This is a genomic window from Pseudomonas cavernicola (genome assembly GCF_003596405.1).
In the GTDB taxonomy this organism is placed as follows: Bacteria; Pseudomonadota; Gammaproteobacteria; order Pseudomonadales; family Pseudomonadaceae; genus Aquipseudomonas; species Aquipseudomonas cavernicola.
In genome coordinates this window covers 427,511-443,768 of the sequence record NZ_QYUR01000008.1, presented here as the reverse complement: position 1 = coordinate 443,768, position 16,258 = coordinate 427,511, and the positions used below count along the sequence as shown (strand labels likewise).

Genomic DNA, 16,258 nt, shown 5'->3' with positions numbered 1-16,258 from the left:
TCTTTTCCGTAAAGCCAAAACGGTTCGTCGTCCACCGTTTCGGTGTCTCCCTGGCGTTTTCGTGCGCGTGATTTGATCTTTGTCTGAGCCGCCAAGCTGCAGTGTTGCAGGCGGTAGGACTCATTCCCCGTTTCGATGATGTGGCAGTGGTGCGTCAGCCGATCCAGCAGGGCTGTGGTCATCTTGGCGTCGCCGAACACGCTCGACCAGTCCGCGAAGTTCAGGTTGGTCGTGATCACTACGCTGGTGTGCTCGTAAAGCTTGGACAGCAGATGAAACAACAGGGCACCACCCTCCTGGCTGAACGGCAGATAACCCAGCTCATCAAGGATGACCAGATCCAGGCGCAGCAGTGCCTGGGCGATCCGCCCGGCTTTGCCGTCGTGCTTCTCGCGCTCCAGCAGATTGACCAGGTCAACCGTGGAGTAGAAGCGCACACGCTTGCTGTACAGGGTAATGCCGGACACGGCCAGCGCGGCGGCCAGGTGCGTCTTGCCCGTGGCCGGCCCGCCGATGAGCACCACGTTCTGCGCCGTGTCGGTAAAGGCCAGGCTGGCCAGTTCCCTGATCAGGTGTGCGTCGGCGCTGGACGTGCTGAAGTAGAAGCCAGCCAGGTCACGATGCATGGGCAGCTTGGCCATGCTCATTTGATGGTTTACCGAGCGGATGGCCCGATCCGCATGTTCCTGCTGGAGCAAGTGTTCGAGCAGCCATTTCGAGGAGGCCGTGGACGACTCACCCTGCGCGATCAAGTCCGCCCAGGCATTGGCCATGCCGTGCAGGCGCAGTTCCTTGAGTTCCGCCATGAGGTCACGCATGACGGATCTCCTCAACGCTGCCACGTAGGCGGTCGCAGCGCGCCGTGTTCGCTTCGGGCGCTTCCTTGAGCTGCAAGTGGGTCTCGATTGACGGCGGTGGCCTGCCGATGTCAGCCGCGCCACGACATTCAGGATGTGTTCCGCGCTCAGGGTTCCGGATTCAAGCACCAACTCAACGGCCACTAACACGGCATCGAGTCCGGCGCCGGGGACGGCAACCAGGACTTGCGCCATGATCCGGTCCCCGCCCGCATGACGCCTCAGACCGTGTTCGAGCTGGCGTAGCGGCTTGGGCAGGTCAGCAAATGACGCACCGTTACGCAGCGCACCTGGCTTGCGCTCAATCAGTGGAATGTAGTGTTGCCAGTCATAGCTGACCTGGTCTCGATCCAGCAAACGCTCATGACTGGCAATCAGTAGCTCATCGGCAATCACCTCAACCCGTATCGGATACAGGCGGCTGCTGACCCACTGACCGGCGCGCTCACAGGGCACCGAATAGCGGTTGCGACCCACACTGACCAGGCGGGTGCTGGAAACCCGCACAGCACGTTCGACGTAACCGTCGAATGCCGTGGGCATGGGCATCATTGCGGCCCGCTCCAACTCCAGCACCCCGGCCACACTGAGCCCACTGTATTGCGGATGGGGCAGCTCACGCCAGAGCGCGCGGCAGCGCTGTCCCAGCCAGGCATTGAGCGCCTCGAAGGAGCGGAATTGGCAACCTTGAGCGTCTAGCCAGATGCGCCATCGACTGTCCTGCACATTCTTCTCAACGATGCCTTTCTCCCAACCAGAGGCAACATTGCAGAAGTCCGGATCGAACAGGTCGTGCGCGCACATCACCGCGAAGCGCGTATTCACCGTCCGACCTTTGCCTTTGTTGACCTTGTCGACAGCCGTCTTCATGTAGTCGTAAATGCCTCGGCGCGGCACGCCGCTCAAGGCGCGGAACGAGCGCGTATGCGCGTCGAATAACATCTCATGGCCTTGGCTCGGATAAGCCGCCAGCCAGAATGCACGACTGGCACACAGCTTCAGGTGCGACACCTGCATGCGCCGGTAAATGCCGCCGATCAGCAAACCTTCTTCGCTCCAGTCAAACTGAAACGCCGCGCCAAGCGCAAAGGTCAACGGCACAAAGGCGTGCAGCGCCCCCTGTTCCCCGCGCCACGCACGGATAAACGCGGTGAGCTGACTGTAGCCACCGTCGTAACCCTTGGCCTTGATCTGTTCAAACAACGCCTTGGCACTTCGGCGATGGTGCTTGGCCCGCAGCGAATCGGCTTTAAGCGCCTGCGCCAGCGTTGCGTGAAATGCACTGAGCTTGTTGAAGACCGCGCGGCGTTGATACACCGGCTGCTTGGCTTCCGGTGCTCTGACCCACTTACGTATCGTGTTGCGTGCTAAACCGGTGCGCTTGGTTATCTCAGGCAGCGACAGCTTGTCGCGAAAATACATCCGCCGAATTCTGCCCATCATTTCCATACTGATCACCCTGTGTTCTCCTGCTCAAAAGTTGAGCAGGGGTAGTTGAACACCTGGGTCAGTTTTCGATCGGCAGAACAGCCTCTACTGGGTCAGTTTTCGGTCAGCGGCAACACGCTGGTCTGCCGATGACCGGCGAAGGGCCTTGGGGCTGTGTGCGTCCGTGTCGTGTTCGAACGCCTTACACACAGCACCCACCAGCAGCCGCCCCGCAGGAGGAATACTTATGAAGTCGTCGCCCAGCACAATGAGGCCATCGCGATCCATCTGCTTTAGCAATGGCCAAGACGCCGAGAAATAATCGCGAAAGACCAGACCATAACGGTCGTCGATGCTGCGTAAGTCCAACTCGAAATCGCATACCAGCCGTTCGATTACCTCTCGGCGAACCAGATCGACTGCCTCACACCGCAAGCCTCGGTCAGTCGCCAACTGCCCCATGTTGAGCTGCTCCTGGTAACGCTCTAGATCACTTGTGTTCTGCACATACAGGTCGCCGATTTGACTGATAGCGGACACTCCGAGCCCGACATGGTCGCAGCGCCCGTGACGGGTATAGCCCTGGCAACTGCGCTGCAACCTACCGCTCTCCTGAGCTATGGCCAGGTCATCATCCGGCAGTACGAACTGACCCATGCCGATAAAGCGGTAACCTGCAGCCGTCAGCTCTTTAATGCAGTGCTGACGCATGACCAATTTATCCTCGCGGCAGGACAAGCCCCCTGCCGCGACCCACCGCCGTAACTTGTAACGTTGCGGCGGATAGGCATAGTCAAAGACCGTCAACCTATCCGGCTGAAGCTCGATGATGGCCGCAACCTTTCGCGCGAAACTAGCCGGAGTTTGCCATAACCGACCAAAGCCGAGATCGACATTTACTGATCGATAGTGAAGCGTGCGGGCTGCGTCGATAAGCGAACGGATTTGCGCCGAACTCTGGAAATAGGCAACCGCCCCCATATCAGTCATGTCGGAATCCGGAACACCGATGCTGACGTGGTTGAATCCTTGTTCACTGAGAAACCCCATCGTCGACCAGTCCGCATGGGGAGGGTCGATCTCGATGTTGTAGTCACCCGAATCAAAATTCGGCCAATTAAACCGCTTGCGCAGATGGCTCATCAGCCAACGCAGTTCAGCGGCGCCCGGTACTCCACCGCCAAGATGAAACTGCTGGACCCATTGCCGCGGGCCAAGGTGACTGCTGATCAGATTGATCTCGCACTCCAGCCGATGCAGGTACGAAGAGATATTGCTTCTCTCGCCGGTCGGGTCCTGGTCATCGCCGAAGGAGCGTCTATTGCCACAGAACGGCAACTGCACGTATAGGGATAAGGGGAGCTGCGCCTGACGACTGCTGCGCAAGGCACGCAGCAAATCCAGCGAGCCAATGCCGCGATGAAAGTGGATGGCTTCGGGATAGCCGCTGTAGTTGGGGTCGGCTTGATCATAGCGATCGATCAACTTGCTGTCCCAGCGGATGAAGTCAAGCATGGGGAACTCCCGGGATGGCTGCAAGCTCCAGTGTCCGGGCAGACGCACCCAACCTCCTTGACCTGTATCAACTGCCATTACTTCAAGCGCAATCGGCGCGCCAATTTATGAAGATTGCTCGGGTCGATTCCGAGCAGACGCGCCGCGCTGGCCCAGTTCTTACCGGTCACCTCGAGCGCTGCCAGAATGCACTGCCGCTGACAGGCCTGGTCAATCGGCCCCGCATGCAGTTTAAGGCCCAGCCCCTTGTCGTTAACGGAAGAGCGTGGGTCTGCTACGGTAGCCCAGTGCACCATCCGTGTCTCTGCTCAGTAATCGCCTTCACGAAAGTGAAGCCAGACCACCTCCGACTCCATTCGATAATCGAAGCTTGGGTTTTCTCATCGCTGCCCCATCCTAGCTCCAGGACAATAAGTCCGAGGTTCGGTATGCGGCATTCGTTGGTCAAGGGTAATTCAGCAACCAAGCAGCATGGCGTCAAACAGTGCGCGAAAAGCGCCCTCTCTGGTCGCCGCCCAGGTATGCATCAAAGGCCATCGCTACGGTGCGCATCATCAGTTGTCCTTGCGGCAGCAGTACAAGCGCCTCGTCACATATCGCCACCAGCCCGTCGGCAATATGCTCATCGAGTTTCATGAGGGCATCGGCGAAGTACTGGCCAAAAACAATGCCGTGGCTGGCTTCGATCCTGGCGAAGTCAACTCGACCGTGGCACATCAGATCGCTGATCACCTCGCGGCGCAGGCGGTCGTCGGCGCTCAGCCGATAGCCGCGTTGCACCGGCAGCAGCCCCTCATCGAGACGGGCGTAATACTGTGAGAGCTCCTTGACGTTCTGGCTGTAGCTGTCGCCGACCTTGCCGATCGACGACACACCCAGGCCGATCAGGTCGCAGTCTGCGTGGGTGGAATAACCCTGGAAGTTGCGTTGCAGGGTGCCCTGCTCGCGGGCCAGGCTCAGTTCGTCGTCCGGCAGGGCAAAGTGGTCCATGCCGATGTAGACATAGCCTGCCGCCGTCAGGCGCTCGATGGTCAGTTCCAGCAGCTCCAGTTTGCGTTTCGGCGGCGGCATGTCCTCGCGGCGGATCAGGCGCTGCGCGCGGACCAGCTCGGGCAGGTGGGCATAACTGTAGGCGGCGATGCGGTCCGGGCGCAGGTCGATGATCTTGTCGAGGGTGACCGCGAAGCTGGCCCCCGTCTGCAACGGCAGACCGTAGATCAGGTCGACGCTGACCGACTTGAACCCGGCGCGACGGGCCGCGGCGACCAGTTCGCGGGTCTGCTCCTCGCTCTGCAGGCGGTTCACCGCGGCCTGCACCGCCGCGTCGAAATCCTGCACGCCAAAGCTCAGACGATTGAAGCCGAGATCGCGCAGCTGGTGGATTTGCCCGGTGCTGACGGTGCGCGGGTCGACCTCGATGGAAAACTCGTGGGCGTCGCTGTCGTCCAGGTTGAATGCCGCGTGCAACGCGGCCATCAGTTCCGCCAGTTGTTCGCCGGTCAGGTAGGTGGGCGTGCCGCCGCCGAGGTGCAGCTGGGTCAGTTTGCGCGTGCCGTCGAACAGCGCGGCCTGCAGGGCGATTTCCCGCTTGAGGTAAGCCAGGTATTCGACCGCCCGGTGGGTCTTCTGGGTGATGATCTTGTTGCAGGCGCAGTAGTAGCAGAGGCTCTTGCAGAACGGGATGTGGATGTACACGGACAGCGGCTTGGGCGTGGCAGCCTGGTTACTCTGCTTGGTCGCAGCGCGGTAGTCGTCCATGGCGAAGGCCTGGTGGAACTGCGGTGCCGTGGGATAGGAGGTATAGCGCGGCCCGGGACGGTCGTACTTCTCGACCAGGGTGCGGTTGAAACTCACCGGCTGAATCATGCTCGCTCACCTGAAGACTGGATGCTGCCAAGCCGGCAGCCGGGGGCTTGATTGACGCCCCCTGAAGGCTATCGATCTGCCGCAGCAGGAAGCTCCAACAGGTTGACCAGCTGGCTGTTGATCTGCCTGGAGTTGTTCACCAGCAGCTCCATGTGCGCCTGCAGGCTGCCGGTGACCTCACTCACGGCGTGTTGCTTGAACCAGGTGGAAATCAGCTGAATGGATTTCCCCAGGGCGACCTGATTCTGGTGAATCAGCGCCAGCGCGGTGGTGACCCGTTGTCGATCCTGCATACGCCAAGCTCCTGTGCAGCACTTTAGTCTGACAAGGGTCGGGTATCCCGGCCGGCAAGGCCATACCTCCTGATAGGTACCTCTTCGGCGGTCCCTAATCCGCGAAAAATTGACGAGAATCATTATTGATTACATCCGGTCTTCCTATGCTGGCGCCATCGACTACAGCCAAAGGAAGCTTCCAGATGAATCCTCGCCTCTTGCTCGCCCTGACCGGCCTGATCGCAGCCACCACCAGCCAGGCCAAGGAATACCCGATCGGCGAACCGCAGCAATGCGCCGGCATGGAAGTGGGTGCCGTGTACCTGCAACCGATCGAGATGGATCCGCCGGGCATGATGCGCCCGGCGGTGGACTCCGATGTGCATATGGAGGCCGATATCAGTGCCCTGGAGAACAACGCCCACGGTTTCCAGGAGGGCAGTTTCGTGCCTTACCTGAGCGTCAGCTACCGCCTGACCAAGGTCGGCAGCGAGCAGACCCTGCAAGGCGATTTTCACGCCATGGTGGCCAACGACGGTCCGCACTACGGCGACAACCTCAAGCTGATGGGCCCCGGCCAGTATCAACTGACCTACTGGGTCAGCGCCCCCGGCGCGCAGCACCACGCCTTCGGCCGGCATACCGACAAGGAAACCGGCGTGGCCCCCTGGTTCGCCCCTTGCGAGCTGAACTATAGCTTCACCTTCGCCGGTATCGGCAAGAAAGGCGGCTACTGACCCCCGCGGCGCGACTCGCGCGCGCCGTTCTTTCCCGGAGAGCGCCCATGCACTACCCAGCCCTCTGTCTGCTGCTCGCCGCCCTGCCCGGCGGCCTCCTGGCCGCACCGCTGCCGAGTTACGAGCTGAGCATCCGTGACGGTCACTTCTCCCCGGCCAGCCTGCAGGTGGCCGCCGGGCAACGCTTCAAGATCATCGTGCGCAACGTCGGCCAGGGGCCCATCGAGTTCGAGAGCACGCCGCTGCGCGTGGAGAAGGTGCTCAGCCCAGGCGTCAGTTCATTCGTCGTGATCCACCCGCTCAAACCCGGACGCTACCTGTTCTTCGACGAGTTCCACCCCGAGCTGCCGCAAGGCGTGATCGAGGCTCGTTGACCCGCATTCTTCGAGGTACCCGCAATGGAACAAGCCCTGTTGATCGTCTGGCGCGAGAGCGTCGAGGCCCTGCTGGTGATCGGCATCCTGTATGCCTGGCTGCGCCGCCAGCCCGGCCAGCAACGCGCCCTGCTCCACCTATGGGCCGGCGTCGGTGCAGGGCTGCTGCTGGCCGCGCTACTGGCCGCGCTGATGGCCCTGGCCGGCAACTGGATGAGCGGCCCCGGCGGGGAGTGGTTCCAGACCGGCCTCAGCCTGCTCGCCTGCGTGCTGATCCTGCAGATGGTGCACTGGATGTCCCGCAATGGCGGGCAATTGCGCCGGCAACTGGAGCAGCGGGCCGACAGCGCGCTGCAACACGGCCGCCTGGCCAGCCTGGCGCTGCTGGCGGCCCTGGCGGTGGCGCGCGAAGGCAGCGAGACAGTGATCTTCCTCTATGGCGTCAGCGCCTCGGCCAGCCCCGCCAACCTGGTGCTGGGCGCGGGCCTCGGCCTGCTGCTCGGCCTGCTGTGCTTCGGCCTGCTGCAGGCCGGCAGCCGTTTCATTGCCTGGCGTCAGTTCTTTCTGGTCAGCAAGGTTCTGCTGTTACTGCTCGGCAACGCCCTGCTAATGAGCGCGGTCGACCGCGCCAGCAGCCAGTGGATGGCCCTGGAGCTGCCCGAACTTATCTACACCGTGCTCAGCGAGCCGATGTGGGACAGCTCGGCGCTGCTCGACGACGGCGGCAAGCTGGGCGCGCTGCTGGCCAGCCTGAGCGGCTACCGGGCCATGCCCTCGGCCCTGCACGTAATCCTGCTGGCCTATTACTGGCTGCTCGCCTGGAGTCTGTTGCGGCGACCGCGGAGGATCCTGCTGAGCAGCGCCGCATGAGCGCCGCTTTCAACCGCCAGCTCACGCGCCTGGGCCACGCCATGCGTCGCCACGGCGCGCTGATCCGCCGGGTGCAGTGGCTGGTGGTGCTGGTCTACGCAGGGCTGCTGGTGATCCCTGCCTTGCTGCCCCTGCCGCCCGGTTCGGCACGCATGCTCGACAACCTGACGCTGCTGGCGCAGTTCGTCTTCTGGGGTCTGTGGTGGCCGTTCGTGCTGCTGTCGATCGTCCTGTTCGGCCGTCTGTGGTGCGGTGTGCTCTGCCCGGAAGGCGCGCTCAGCGAATGGGCCAGTCGGCACGGCCAGGGTCGCGGCACCCCGCGCTGGATGCGCTGGGCCGGCTGGCCGACCCTGGGTTTCCTGCTGACCACCCTGTACGGCCAACTGATCAGCGTGTACGACTACGCCCAGGCCGCCCTGCTGATCCTCGGTGGCTCGACCCTGGCGGCCATGCTGGTCGGCTATCTGTACGGCCGCGGCAAGCGCGTCTGGTGCCGCTATCTGTGCCCGGTCAGCGGGGTGTTCGCCCTGCTGGCTAAGCTCGCGCCGCTGCACTTCCACGTCGACGAGCAGCGCTGGTGCGACAATCCCCTGCCGCACCTGCCACCGCCCAACTGCGCACCGCTGCTGGATATCCGCCGCCTGCGCGGTGCCTCGGCCTGCCACGCCTGTGGCCGCTGCAGCGGCCAGCGCGATGCGGTGCGCCTGATCGCCCGCTCCGGCAACGAGGAAATCGTCCGCTACGGCGCCGCCGACGATACCACCTGGGACGTGCGCCTGCTGCTCTACGGGGTGATCGGCCTGGCCATCGGCGCCTTCCAGTGGACCGTCAGCCCCTGGTTCATCGACCTCAAGCAGGCTCTGGCCGAATGGCTGGTGCAGCGCGGCATTCTCTGGCCGCTTGCAGACGACGCGCCCTGGTGGCTGCTGACCCACTACCCGGCGCTCAACGATGCCTTCACCTGGCTCGATGGCCTGAGCATCTGCCTGTACCTGGGCGCCAGCAGCCTGCTGCTCGGCGGCGGCCTGCACGCGCTGCTCGGCGGGGCCGCGCGGCTGGCCGGGCAAGGCGCGGCGTTCGCCCGCCAGCTTAGTTTGTGCCTGCTGCCGCTGGGCGCGGCCGGGCTGTTTCTCGGCCTCTCCGCCACCACGGTCAAGCTGCTGCGCTACGAGGGCCTGGCCCTGCTCTGGGTGCCGGCGTGTCGCGCCGCGCTGCTGGCCGCCGCCATGCTCTGGAGCCTGAGCCTGGGCTGGCAGGTCTGCCGCGCCCTGAGGCCAGCACAACGCCTGCCGACCCTGGGCGCCCTGCTGCTGGGCAACCTGCTGATCGCTACGGCCTGGTGGCTGCAGTTCTGGGGCTGGTAAGGCGCGTACTCTGCGTAAAGTGCGCCCATGCGGCGCACTGAATCGCCGCAACTCGCTCAGGCCTCGCGCAGCTCGAAGCGGGGGAACAGCTGCTGCAGGTAGGGCCACAGCTCGGCTGCTTCGGCCGGCATCGGCGCGGCGCCCAGTTCGGGGTCGAGCATCTGCTGCGGGCGAGCCAGCTGCACCACGAAGCGCCGCACGCCGAGTGCCGCCAGGCGCTCGCCGAGGCGTTGCAGGCGCTGGCAGTCGAACAGCTGCCAGTGCACGGTGGTGCGGCATTCGTAGTCCACCCCGCTGTCCAGCAGCAGCTCCAGGCTGTGCCAGTTGGCCTGGCCGCTGCCGCTGACGCCGGTGATCAGCTCGGCCTCTTCCTCCAGCGCCTTGACGTCGAAGCCGACCCAGTCGCACAGCGGCAGCACGCGGCGGAACGAGGCCGGCTTGATCCCGGCACTGTGCAGGCCGACCTTGAAGCCCAGCTCGCGGACCTTGCGCATGGCCCCGGGCAGGGCCTTCTGCAGGGTCGCCTCGCCGCCGCTGAAGACCACCGCATCGAGCAGGCCGCGGCGCTTGCGCAGGAAACTCAGCACCTCGTTCCAGCTGATCGGGGTGGGCACATTGGCGCGGATCAGTTCCGGATTGTGGCAGTAGCGGCAGCGCCAGGCGCAGCCCTGGCAGAACAGTACGCAGGCCAGATGATCGGGGTAGTCGAGGGTGGTCATCGGCAGCAGTCCGCCGATACGCAGCGGAGCGTCCAGCGGGCCCGAGGGGCCGAGATGTTGGCAGGGGCTATTCATGCGTCCTCCTCGCTTGGCGGGCAACGACGCCAGGCCACCGGCGCATGCGCGCGCGGTGGCCTGGCGTGGCGGCAACGGTTGACGCCTACTTCGCTTCGCAGAAATGCTGTCGTTCGCGGTGCTCGGACTGCTTGCCCGGATTGAAGGCCGCCACCGGACGGTGATAGCCCATCACGCGGGTCCAGACTTCGCAGCGCTGGCGCTGAGCTTCGGGCAGTTGCTTGGCATGGTTCATGGTGTTGCTCCTTGCTGTGGGTGAAGGGGATGGATCAACCGCAGGTGCCGCAGCACGACTGCTTCTGGAGCAGCGCTTCGTCGCACTTCGGGCAAAACTCGTGCTCGCCGGCCAGGTAGCCGTGCACCGGGCAGATCGAGAAGGTCGGGGTAATGGTCAGGTACGGCAGGCGGTAACGACTGAGGGCGGTGCGCACCAGCTTCTTGCAGGCCTCGGCCGAGGACACGCGCTCAGCCATGTACAGGTGCAGCACGGTGCCGCCGGTGTACTTGCATTGCAGCGCGTCCTGCAGTTCGAGGGCCTCGAACGGATCACTGGTGAAATCCACCGGCAACTGCGAGGAGTTGGTGTAGTACGGCGCGTCAGGGCTGCCGGCCTGGAAGATACCGGGGAAGCGTTTCTTGTCCTCCTTGGCGAAGCGGTAGGTGGTGCCTTCCGCCGGCGTAGCCTCGAGGTTGTACAGGTGGCCACTGTCTTCCTGGAACTCGACCAGGCGGGCGCGCACATGATCGAGCAGGCGGATGGCCAGTCCACGTCCGGCCTCGCTGTGCATACCGTCGCGGTCGCTGGTGAAGTTGCGCAGCATTTCGTGCAGTCCATTCAGACCGATGGTGGAGAAGTGATTGCGCAGGGTGCCCAGGTAGCGCCTGGTGTAGGGGTAAAGGCCGGCATCCATGTGATGCTGGATCACCTTGCGCTTGACCTCCAGGCTCTCGTAGGCCATCTGCAACAGCTGGTCCAGGCGCAGCAACAGGCCCTCCCAGTCATGGCGGTGGACATAGCCCAGGCGCGCGCAATTGATGGTCACCACCCCCAGCGAGCCGGTCTGCTCGGCCGAGCCGAACAGGCCGTTGCCGCGCTTGAGCAGCTCGCGCACGTCCAGCTGCAGGCGGCAGCACATCGAGCGCACCTGATTGGGCTGCATGTCCGAGTTGAGGAAGTTCTGGAAGTACGGCAGGCCGTAGCGCGCGGTCATGTCGAACAGACGCGTGGCGTTGTCGCTGTCCCAGGGGAAATCGTGGGTGATGTTGTAGGTCGGGATCGGGAAGGTGAACACCCGACCCTTGGCGTCGCCGGCCATCATCACCTCGATGTAGGCGCGGTTGATCAGCTCCATCTCGGCCTGCAGCTCGCCATAGCAGAACGGCATTTCCGCGCCACCTATCACCGGCACCTGCTCGCGCAGATCGTCCGGACAGACCCAGTCGAAGGTCAGGTTGGTGAACGGCGTCTGGGTGCCCCAGCGCGACGGCACATTGAGGTTGTAGATGAACTCCTGCAGCGACTGGCGCACCTGCTCGTAGCTCAGGCCATCCTTGCGCACATAGGGTGCCAGGTAGGTGTCGAAGGAGCTGAAGGCCTGGGCACCGGCCCACTCGTTCTGCAGGGTGCCGAGGAAGTTGACCATCTGCCCCAGGGCGCTGGACAGATGCTTGGGCGGCCCCGCCTCGACCCGCCCGGGGATGCCGTTGAGGCCCTCGTGCAGCAGGGTGCGCAGCGACCAGCCGGCGCAGTAGCCGGCGAGCATGTCGAGGTCGTGGATGTGCAGATCGGCCTCGCGGTGAGCCCAGCCGATCTCGGCGCTGTACACCTCGTCCAGCCAGTAGTTGGCGGTGACCTTGCCGGACACGTTGAGGATCAGCCCGCCGAGGGAATAACCCTGGTTGGCGTTGGCCTGCACCCGCCAGTCCTCGCGGGACAGGTACTCGTTCATCGACGCGGCCACGTCGACCAGGCTGCGCCGGTCGCGGCGCAGCCGGCCGTGCCGTTCGCGGTAGACGATATAGACGCGCGCCGTGGCGTAGTAACCGGCCTCCATCAGCACCAGCTCGACCTTGTCCTGCACCTGCTCGACGCCCAGGCTGTCGAACTCCAGCAGGCGGGCCAGCACCGCCTCCATCAGGGCCAGGGCGTCGGCGGCGTGGAACTCACCGCTGGCCTCGCCGGCCGCGGCGATGGCGCGCTGGATCTTGCTGCTGTCGAATGCCGCTTCACTGCCGTCACGCTTATATAGAAGGCTCGGGCGAAAGGGTTGTTTACGCGGAAGCACTTACCACCTCCAAACACATCATGTAGTTATTGTTCAGCACATTTAACACAACATGCTGTGCAATCTACGGCTTGGCGGCGATGGCGAATTGACCATGATCAAGAATGCGCAAAAGCCGATCGCGATCGGCTTTTGCGTCTGCAAGAGGAAGGAGGCAGGAGGCAGGAGGCAATGCAGCGGGCAAATGGCGCTGAGCAGGCGCTGCCGAGGGGCTGATTTCGCGAACGGCCCCGCGCCGCCTCTCCTTGGTGCGCACAACACACCCAATGCCTCAGCCCTGTGCACAATCGCACTGTGCAGCCGGGCTCGACAACGTCAAGCCGCGCCGCAAAAAAGGCCGCACTGGGCGGCCAAAGGGAGAGTTGCTGGGTTCAACCGCCGCTGGCGTTCATAAAGCGCAGCACCTGCACTTCGCCATCGACGCTGAATTCGTGACGCAACGGCTTGCGGGCCAGGCCGGCGTGGATCGCCTGCAGCAAGGGCGCGTCGCTTTCCGGATGGCGGCGTAGCAGCGCACGCAGGTCGATGGAGTTCTCGTGTCCCAGGCACAGCAGCAGGCGCCCTTCCACGGTCAGGCGCACGCGGTTGCAGGTGCTGCAGAAGTTGTGGCTGTGCGGCGAGATGAAGCCGATGCGGCTCTCGGGGAAATCCTTGAGGCGCACGTAGCGCGCCGGCCCGCCGCTCTGCTCGGCGCTGTCGAGCAGGCTGTAGCGCTCGCCGATGCGCTCGCGCACCCAGTCGCTGGAGCAGTAGCTTTCGCCGCGCGAACGGCCCACCTCGCCCAGCGGCATTTCCTCGATAAAGCTGATGTCCAGGCCGCGGTTGACCGCATAGTCGACCAGGTCGAGCACCTCGTCGGCATTGCGCCCCTGCATCACCACGGCATTGAGTTTGATCCGGGCAAAGCCGGCGGCACTCGCCGCGTCGATGCCGGCCAGCACCTGGGCCAGCTCGCCGGTGCGGGTAATCGCGCGGAAGCGCTGCGCATCGAGGCTGTCCAGGCTGATGTTGAGGCGCTTGACCCCGGCGTCGGCCAGCGGCTGCGCCAGCTTCACCAGCTGCGAACCGTTGCTGGTCATCACCAGCTCGCGCAGCCCCGGCAAGGCGGCGATCTGCGCGCACAGGCCGACTATGCCCTGGCGCACCAGCGGCTCGCCGCCGGTGAGACGAATTTTCTTCACCCCGTTGCGCACGAACAGCGCCGCCAGGCGGTACAGTTCCTCCAGGCCGAGCACCTGCTGGCGCGGCAGAAAAGTCATGTCCTCGGCCATGCAGTAGACGCAGCGGAAATCGCAGCGATCGGTCACCGACATGCGCAGGTAATCGATACTGCGGCCGAAGCCATCCTGCAGAATGCTATCCATCACGCGCTCCCCGCTTGGCCGGGCAACAGCTGCCGCCCGGCTCTGTGATTACTGCAACCCGATCACTGCAGCAACGGCGAATCGGCACCTTCCAGGACGATGCCCTGGATGTCCGCCGCACCGATCAGGCTCTTGATGTACTGCACCACCGCCACCTGCCAGACGCGCTGGTCCAGCTCGGCGCGAATCGAACCCTCGACCACCTCGAACGGCAACTGCTGGCCCTCGATGCGCTGATCGACCCACACCAGGTGGAAACCATAACGGCTTTCCAGCGGCTGCGCGGCCAGGCCCAGCGGCAGGCGCAGCAGCTGGCGCTCGAATTCGGGCACCGTCTGCCCCTGGCTGATCTGCCCGAGCGCCCCACCCTGCTCTTTCGAGGGGCAGTCCGAATGGCTCAGCGCCAGTTCGGCAAAGCGTTCGGCATTCTCGCGCAGCTGGGCGATCAGCGTCTCGGCGCGCTCGCGGGTGCGGCTGCGCTCTTCGACGTCGTCGGCCGGGCAACCCAGCAGGATGTGCCGTGCCGCCAGCAAGGGCGCGCTGGCAAAGCGCGCACGATTGCGCTCGTAGTAGCGCCGGCAGGTGTCCTCGTCGGCGCGCGGTAGCGGCACCTCCAGTTCGATCAGGGTACGGGTGAGCGCCTCTTCCTCGCTCTCGCCACTGGCGGCGCGCACCTGCAGGCCCAGCTCCACCGCCCGCTGTTGCAGCAGCTCGCGGATCACCAGCGCCTGGCTGGCCAGAAACACCGCCTCGTGGCGGGTGCCTGCCGGATGGTATTGCAGTTCCTGAGCGATCGCCTCTTGCGCGATGGGCATGCCGTTGACCTTGATCCGCGGCCATTCCTGCTCGCTGCTGGCGATCAGCTCGGGGCCTGAGTCGTCCTCCTCGGTTTCCGGCTCGTCGGCGCTGGGCCGCGACTCGGGCACCACTTCCTGCACCGCCGGCGCATTGGCCGGCACTTCTACCACCGGCTGGCTGCCTGCGCAGCCGCCACCCGTTCCGTTACCACCGCATCCACAACCCATGATGATTTCCTCGATTGATTTGGCGAAGCGAGGGACGGGCTGCCCCTCGCGGTCGAGCCTCAGGCCTTCTGACGGACGATCTGATAGCGCCGTCCCAGGTACCACACCGGCGCACTGACGATGTGCACCAGGCGGGTGAAGGGGAACAACACGAACAGGGTCATGCCGAGGAACACGTGCAGCTTGTACACCAGGCCCACCGAGGCAATCGCTTGCGCGGCTTGCACCGGCTGCAGGGTGACCACGCTCTGCGCCCAGGTGCCTAGCAGTACCATCACCGAGCCGTCGAGATGGTCGGCGGAAGCGACGATGGTCAGCAGGCCGAGCACCAGCTGTGCCAGCAGCACCAGCAGGATCAGGATGTCCGAGGCGCTGGACGAGGCCCGCACGCGGTCATCACCGAGGCGACGCTTGACCAGCATCAGCAGGCCGATCAGGCACAGGGTGCCGAAGAAGCCACCGGAGACCATCGCCAGCAGTTGCTTCTTCTGCGTGCTGATCACCTGGTGGTAGATCGACTCAGGCGTCAGCAGGCCGACAAAGTGACCGGCCAGCACGAACAGCACGCCAACGTGGAACAGGTTGCTGGCGATGCGCATGTAGCGCTGCTCCCCCGCCGTGCGGTTGAAAATCTGGCTGGAGCCAGCTTTCCAGCTGTACTGCGAGAGGTCGAAACGCGCCCAGCTGCCGACGATGCAGATGGCCAGTGCGATATAGGGATAAACCCCGAACATCAACAAGTTCAACTTAGACATGACGTGTCTCCAGGGTCGGTTCAGCGGCCAACCCATCCTGTTTGAAATCCACCCAATGCAGCGGAATCGCCGACTCTTCGCGGGCCTTGCCCGGCCCGCTGGCCATGCTCGGACAGCGGTCCTGCTGCTCGGCCTGCATAAAGTCCACGGCCTCCTCCTCCCAGATCTTGTCCAGCGCTTCCAGCGAGTCGTCGCGCACCTCCAAGGCGACCTGCTCGCGCACCTCGTCCATGGCCTGCTGCGGCTGCACCCCGGCGATCTGCAACAAGGCGCGGAAGCAGCCGGCATAGGCGCTTTCGCGCTCATCCAGGCGCGTGGCCAGCAACGCCAGCAAATGCGCGACATCGGCCAGGCCCTCGCGGGCCTCTAGGTCGTCACGGGTGGAGAGGTACTCCAGGTACAGCGGGATGTAGTCGGGCAGCTCCTTGACGCCGATGGCAAAACCGGCCTCCTCGTACTGCGCCAGCATGTCGACCATGGCCTGGCCGCGGTCACGCGACTCGCCGTGCACGTGTTCGAACAGCAACAGCGACAGCGAGCGGCCGCGACCGAACAGCGCACCGTAGTGCTCCTGGCCGTCCATCAGGTCGTTTTCGCAGATCAGTTCGAGCAGCTCGTGCAGCGCATGGCGCTGCTCCGGGCTGATTTCACGGCTGGCCGCGATGGCCTGGTCCAGCTCCTCGCGCCCGCCGAGCAATTGCTCGGTCGGGTAATCCAGCAGCAGGGAAATCACCTTGAGGATTTGCATG

At 64.1% G+C, this 16,258-nt stretch carries 14 protein-coding genes and 3 pseudogenes; 4 read left to right on the top strand and 13 right to left on the bottom strand.

What is annotated here, in order from left to right:
• Window positions 1-17: 17 nt before the first annotated feature.
• The 6 genes and pseudogenes from istB to D3879_RS24050 form a co-directional block, all read right to left on the bottom strand.
• Window positions 18-818 (bottom strand): annotated as a pseudogene (gene istB, locus D3879_RS24075) (IS21-like element helper ATPase IstB); the annotation flags it as partial.
• Window positions 811-2,306, bottom strand: a pseudogene (gene istA, locus D3879_RS24070) (IS21 family transposase). The pseudogenes istA and istB, both read right to left, overlap by 8 nt.
• Window positions 2,307-2,390: 84 nt before the next feature.
• Window positions 2,391-3,800: an oxygen-independent coproporphyrinogen III oxidase gene (hemN, locus tag D3879_RS24065; protein ID WP_119956722.1), complete on the bottom strand. Its 1,410-nt coding sequence runs from the start codon at window positions 3,798-3,800 to the stop codon at window positions 2,391-2,393.
• A 77-nt stretch (window positions 3,801-3,877) separates the two neighbouring features.
• Window positions 3,878-4,003: pseudogene (locus tag D3879_RS27705) on the bottom strand (helix-turn-helix domain-containing protein); the annotation flags it as partial.
• 274 nt (window positions 4,004-4,277) lie between these two features.
• The gene (hemN, locus tag D3879_RS24055; RefSeq protein ID WP_119956721.1) at window positions 4,278-5,666 is read right to left on the bottom strand and encodes an oxygen-independent coproporphyrinogen III oxidase; all 1,389 of its coding nucleotides are present in this window, start codon (window positions 5,664-5,666) and stop codon (window positions 4,278-4,280) included.
• A 68-nt stretch (window positions 5,667-5,734) separates the two neighbouring features.
• On the bottom strand, window positions 5,735-5,959 hold the full coding sequence (locus D3879_RS24050; protein ID WP_119956720.1) for a hypothetical protein: 225 nt from the start codon (window positions 5,957-5,959) through the stop codon (window positions 5,735-5,737).
• A 185-nt stretch (window positions 5,960-6,144) separates the two neighbouring features.
• Here D3879_RS24050 and D3879_RS24045 point away from each other — a divergent pair, with 185 nt between their 5' ends.
• Genes D3879_RS24045 through D3879_RS24030 form a run of 4 tightly spaced genes read left to right on the top strand, consistent with a single transcriptional unit; the run spans window position 6,145 to window position 9,286 of the window.
• Window positions 6,145-6,678 carry an iron transporter gene (locus D3879_RS24045; protein ID WP_119956719.1) on the top strand — a complete coding sequence of 178 codons (534 nt, stop codon included), beginning with the start codon at window positions 6,145-6,147 and terminating at the stop codon, window positions 6,676-6,678.
• Between the two features lie 47 nt (window positions 6,679-6,725).
• Window positions 6,726-7,052, top strand: a complete 327-nt coding sequence (locus tag D3879_RS24040) for a cupredoxin domain-containing protein (protein WP_119956718.1) — start codon at window positions 6,726-6,728, stop codon at window positions 7,050-7,052.
• 24 nt (window positions 7,053-7,076) lie between these two features.
• Complete coding sequence (locus D3879_RS24035) at window positions 7,077-7,922, top strand: FTR1 family iron permease (protein ID WP_119956717.1); 846 nt, start codon at window positions 7,077-7,079, stop codon at window positions 7,920-7,922.
• Entirely contained in the window at window positions 7,919-9,286 is a 1,368-nt protein-coding gene (locus D3879_RS24030; protein WP_119956716.1) for a 4Fe-4S binding protein, read from the top strand. Before D3879_RS24035 ends, D3879_RS24030 begins: the two co-directional genes overlap by 4 nt.
• A gap of 56 nt (window positions 9,287-9,342) precedes the next feature.
• Here D3879_RS24030 and D3879_RS24025 read toward each other — a convergent pair whose 3' ends face one another.
• The 7 genes from D3879_RS24025 to narJ form a co-directional block, all read right to left on the bottom strand.
• The gene (locus tag D3879_RS24025) at window positions 9,343-10,041 is read right to left on the bottom strand and encodes an anaerobic ribonucleoside-triphosphate reductase activating protein (protein ID WP_177412494.1); all 699 of its coding nucleotides are present in this window, start codon (window positions 10,039-10,041) and stop codon (window positions 9,343-9,345) included.
• A 124-nt stretch (window positions 10,042-10,165) separates the two neighbouring features.
• Window positions 10,166-10,315, bottom strand: a complete 150-nt coding sequence (nrdD, locus tag D3879_RS27570; protein ID WP_119956714.1) for an anaerobic ribonucleoside-triphosphate reductase — start codon at window positions 10,313-10,315, stop codon at window positions 10,166-10,168.
• A 34-nt stretch (window positions 10,316-10,349) separates the two neighbouring features.
• The gene (locus D3879_RS24015; protein ID WP_119956713.1) at window positions 10,350-12,365 is read right to left on the bottom strand and encodes a ribonucleoside triphosphate reductase; all 2,016 of its coding nucleotides are present in this window, start codon (window positions 12,363-12,365) and stop codon (window positions 10,350-10,352) included.
• Window positions 12,366-12,736: 371 nt separating this feature from the next.
• Window positions 12,737-13,729, bottom strand: a complete 993-nt coding sequence (gene moaA / locus D3879_RS24010; RefSeq protein ID WP_119956712.1) for a GTP 3',8-cyclase MoaA — start codon at window positions 13,727-13,729, stop codon at window positions 12,737-12,739.
• A 62-nt stretch (window positions 13,730-13,791) separates the two neighbouring features.
• A complete protein-coding gene (locus D3879_RS24005; protein WP_119956711.1) occupies window positions 13,792-14,754 on the bottom strand; it encodes a peptidylprolyl isomerase in 963 nt (320 codons plus the stop codon).
• Between the two features lie 59 nt (window positions 14,755-14,813).
• Entirely contained in the window at window positions 14,814-15,509 is a 696-nt protein-coding gene (narI, locus tag D3879_RS24000; protein ID WP_119956710.1) for a respiratory nitrate reductase subunit gamma, read from the bottom strand.
• Window positions 15,502-16,257: a nitrate reductase molybdenum cofactor assembly chaperone gene (gene narJ / locus D3879_RS23995; protein WP_119956709.1), complete on the bottom strand. Its 756-nt coding sequence runs from the start codon at window positions 16,255-16,257 to the stop codon at window positions 15,502-15,504. The genes narI and narJ overlap by 8 nt, the downstream gene beginning before the upstream one ends.
• Window position 16,258: the final 1 nt, after the last annotated feature.

Coding starts and splice junctions, on each gene's coding strand:
- D3879_RS24035 (WP_119956717.1), top strand. CDS start 7,077: ATGGAACAAGCCCTGTTGATCGTCTGGCGCGAGAGCGTCGAGGCCCTG.
- D3879_RS24030 (WP_119956716.1), top strand. CDS start 7,919: ATGAGCGCCGCTTTCAACCGCCAGCTCACGCGCCTGGGCCACGCCATG.
- narI (WP_119956710.1), bottom strand. CDS start 15,509: ATGTCTAAGTTGAACTTGTTGATGTTCGGGGTTTATCCCTATATCGCA.
- D3879_RS24040 (WP_119956718.1), top strand. CDS start 6,726: ATGCACTACCCAGCCCTCTGTCTGCTGCTCGCCGCCCTGCCCGGCGGC.
- hemN (WP_119956722.1), bottom strand. CDS start 3,800: ATGCTTGACTTCATCCGCTGGGACAGCAAGTTGATCGATCGCTATGAT.
- D3879_RS24050 (WP_119956720.1), bottom strand. CDS start 5,959: ATGCAGGATCGACAACGGGTCACCACCGCGCTGGCGCTGATTCACCAG.
- nrdD (WP_119956714.1), bottom strand. CDS start 10,315: ATGAACCATGCCAAGCAACTGCCCGAAGCTCAGCGCCAGCGCTGCGAA.
- D3879_RS24045 (WP_119956719.1), top strand. CDS start 6,145: ATGAATCCTCGCCTCTTGCTCGCCCTGACCGGCCTGATCGCAGCCACC.
- moaA (WP_119956712.1), bottom strand. CDS start 13,729: ATGGATAGCATTCTGCAGGATGGCTTCGGCCGCAGTATCGATTACCTG.
- hemN (WP_119956721.1), bottom strand. CDS start 5,666: ATGATTCAGCCGGTGAGTTTCAACCGCACCCTGGTCGAGAAGTACGAC.
- D3879_RS24005 (WP_119956711.1), bottom strand. CDS start 14,754: ATGGGTTGTGGATGCGGTGGTAACGGAACGGGTGGCGGCTGCGCAGGC.
- narJ (WP_119956709.1), bottom strand. CDS start 16,257: ATGCAAATCCTCAAGGTGATTTCCCTGCTGCTGGATTACCCGACCGAG.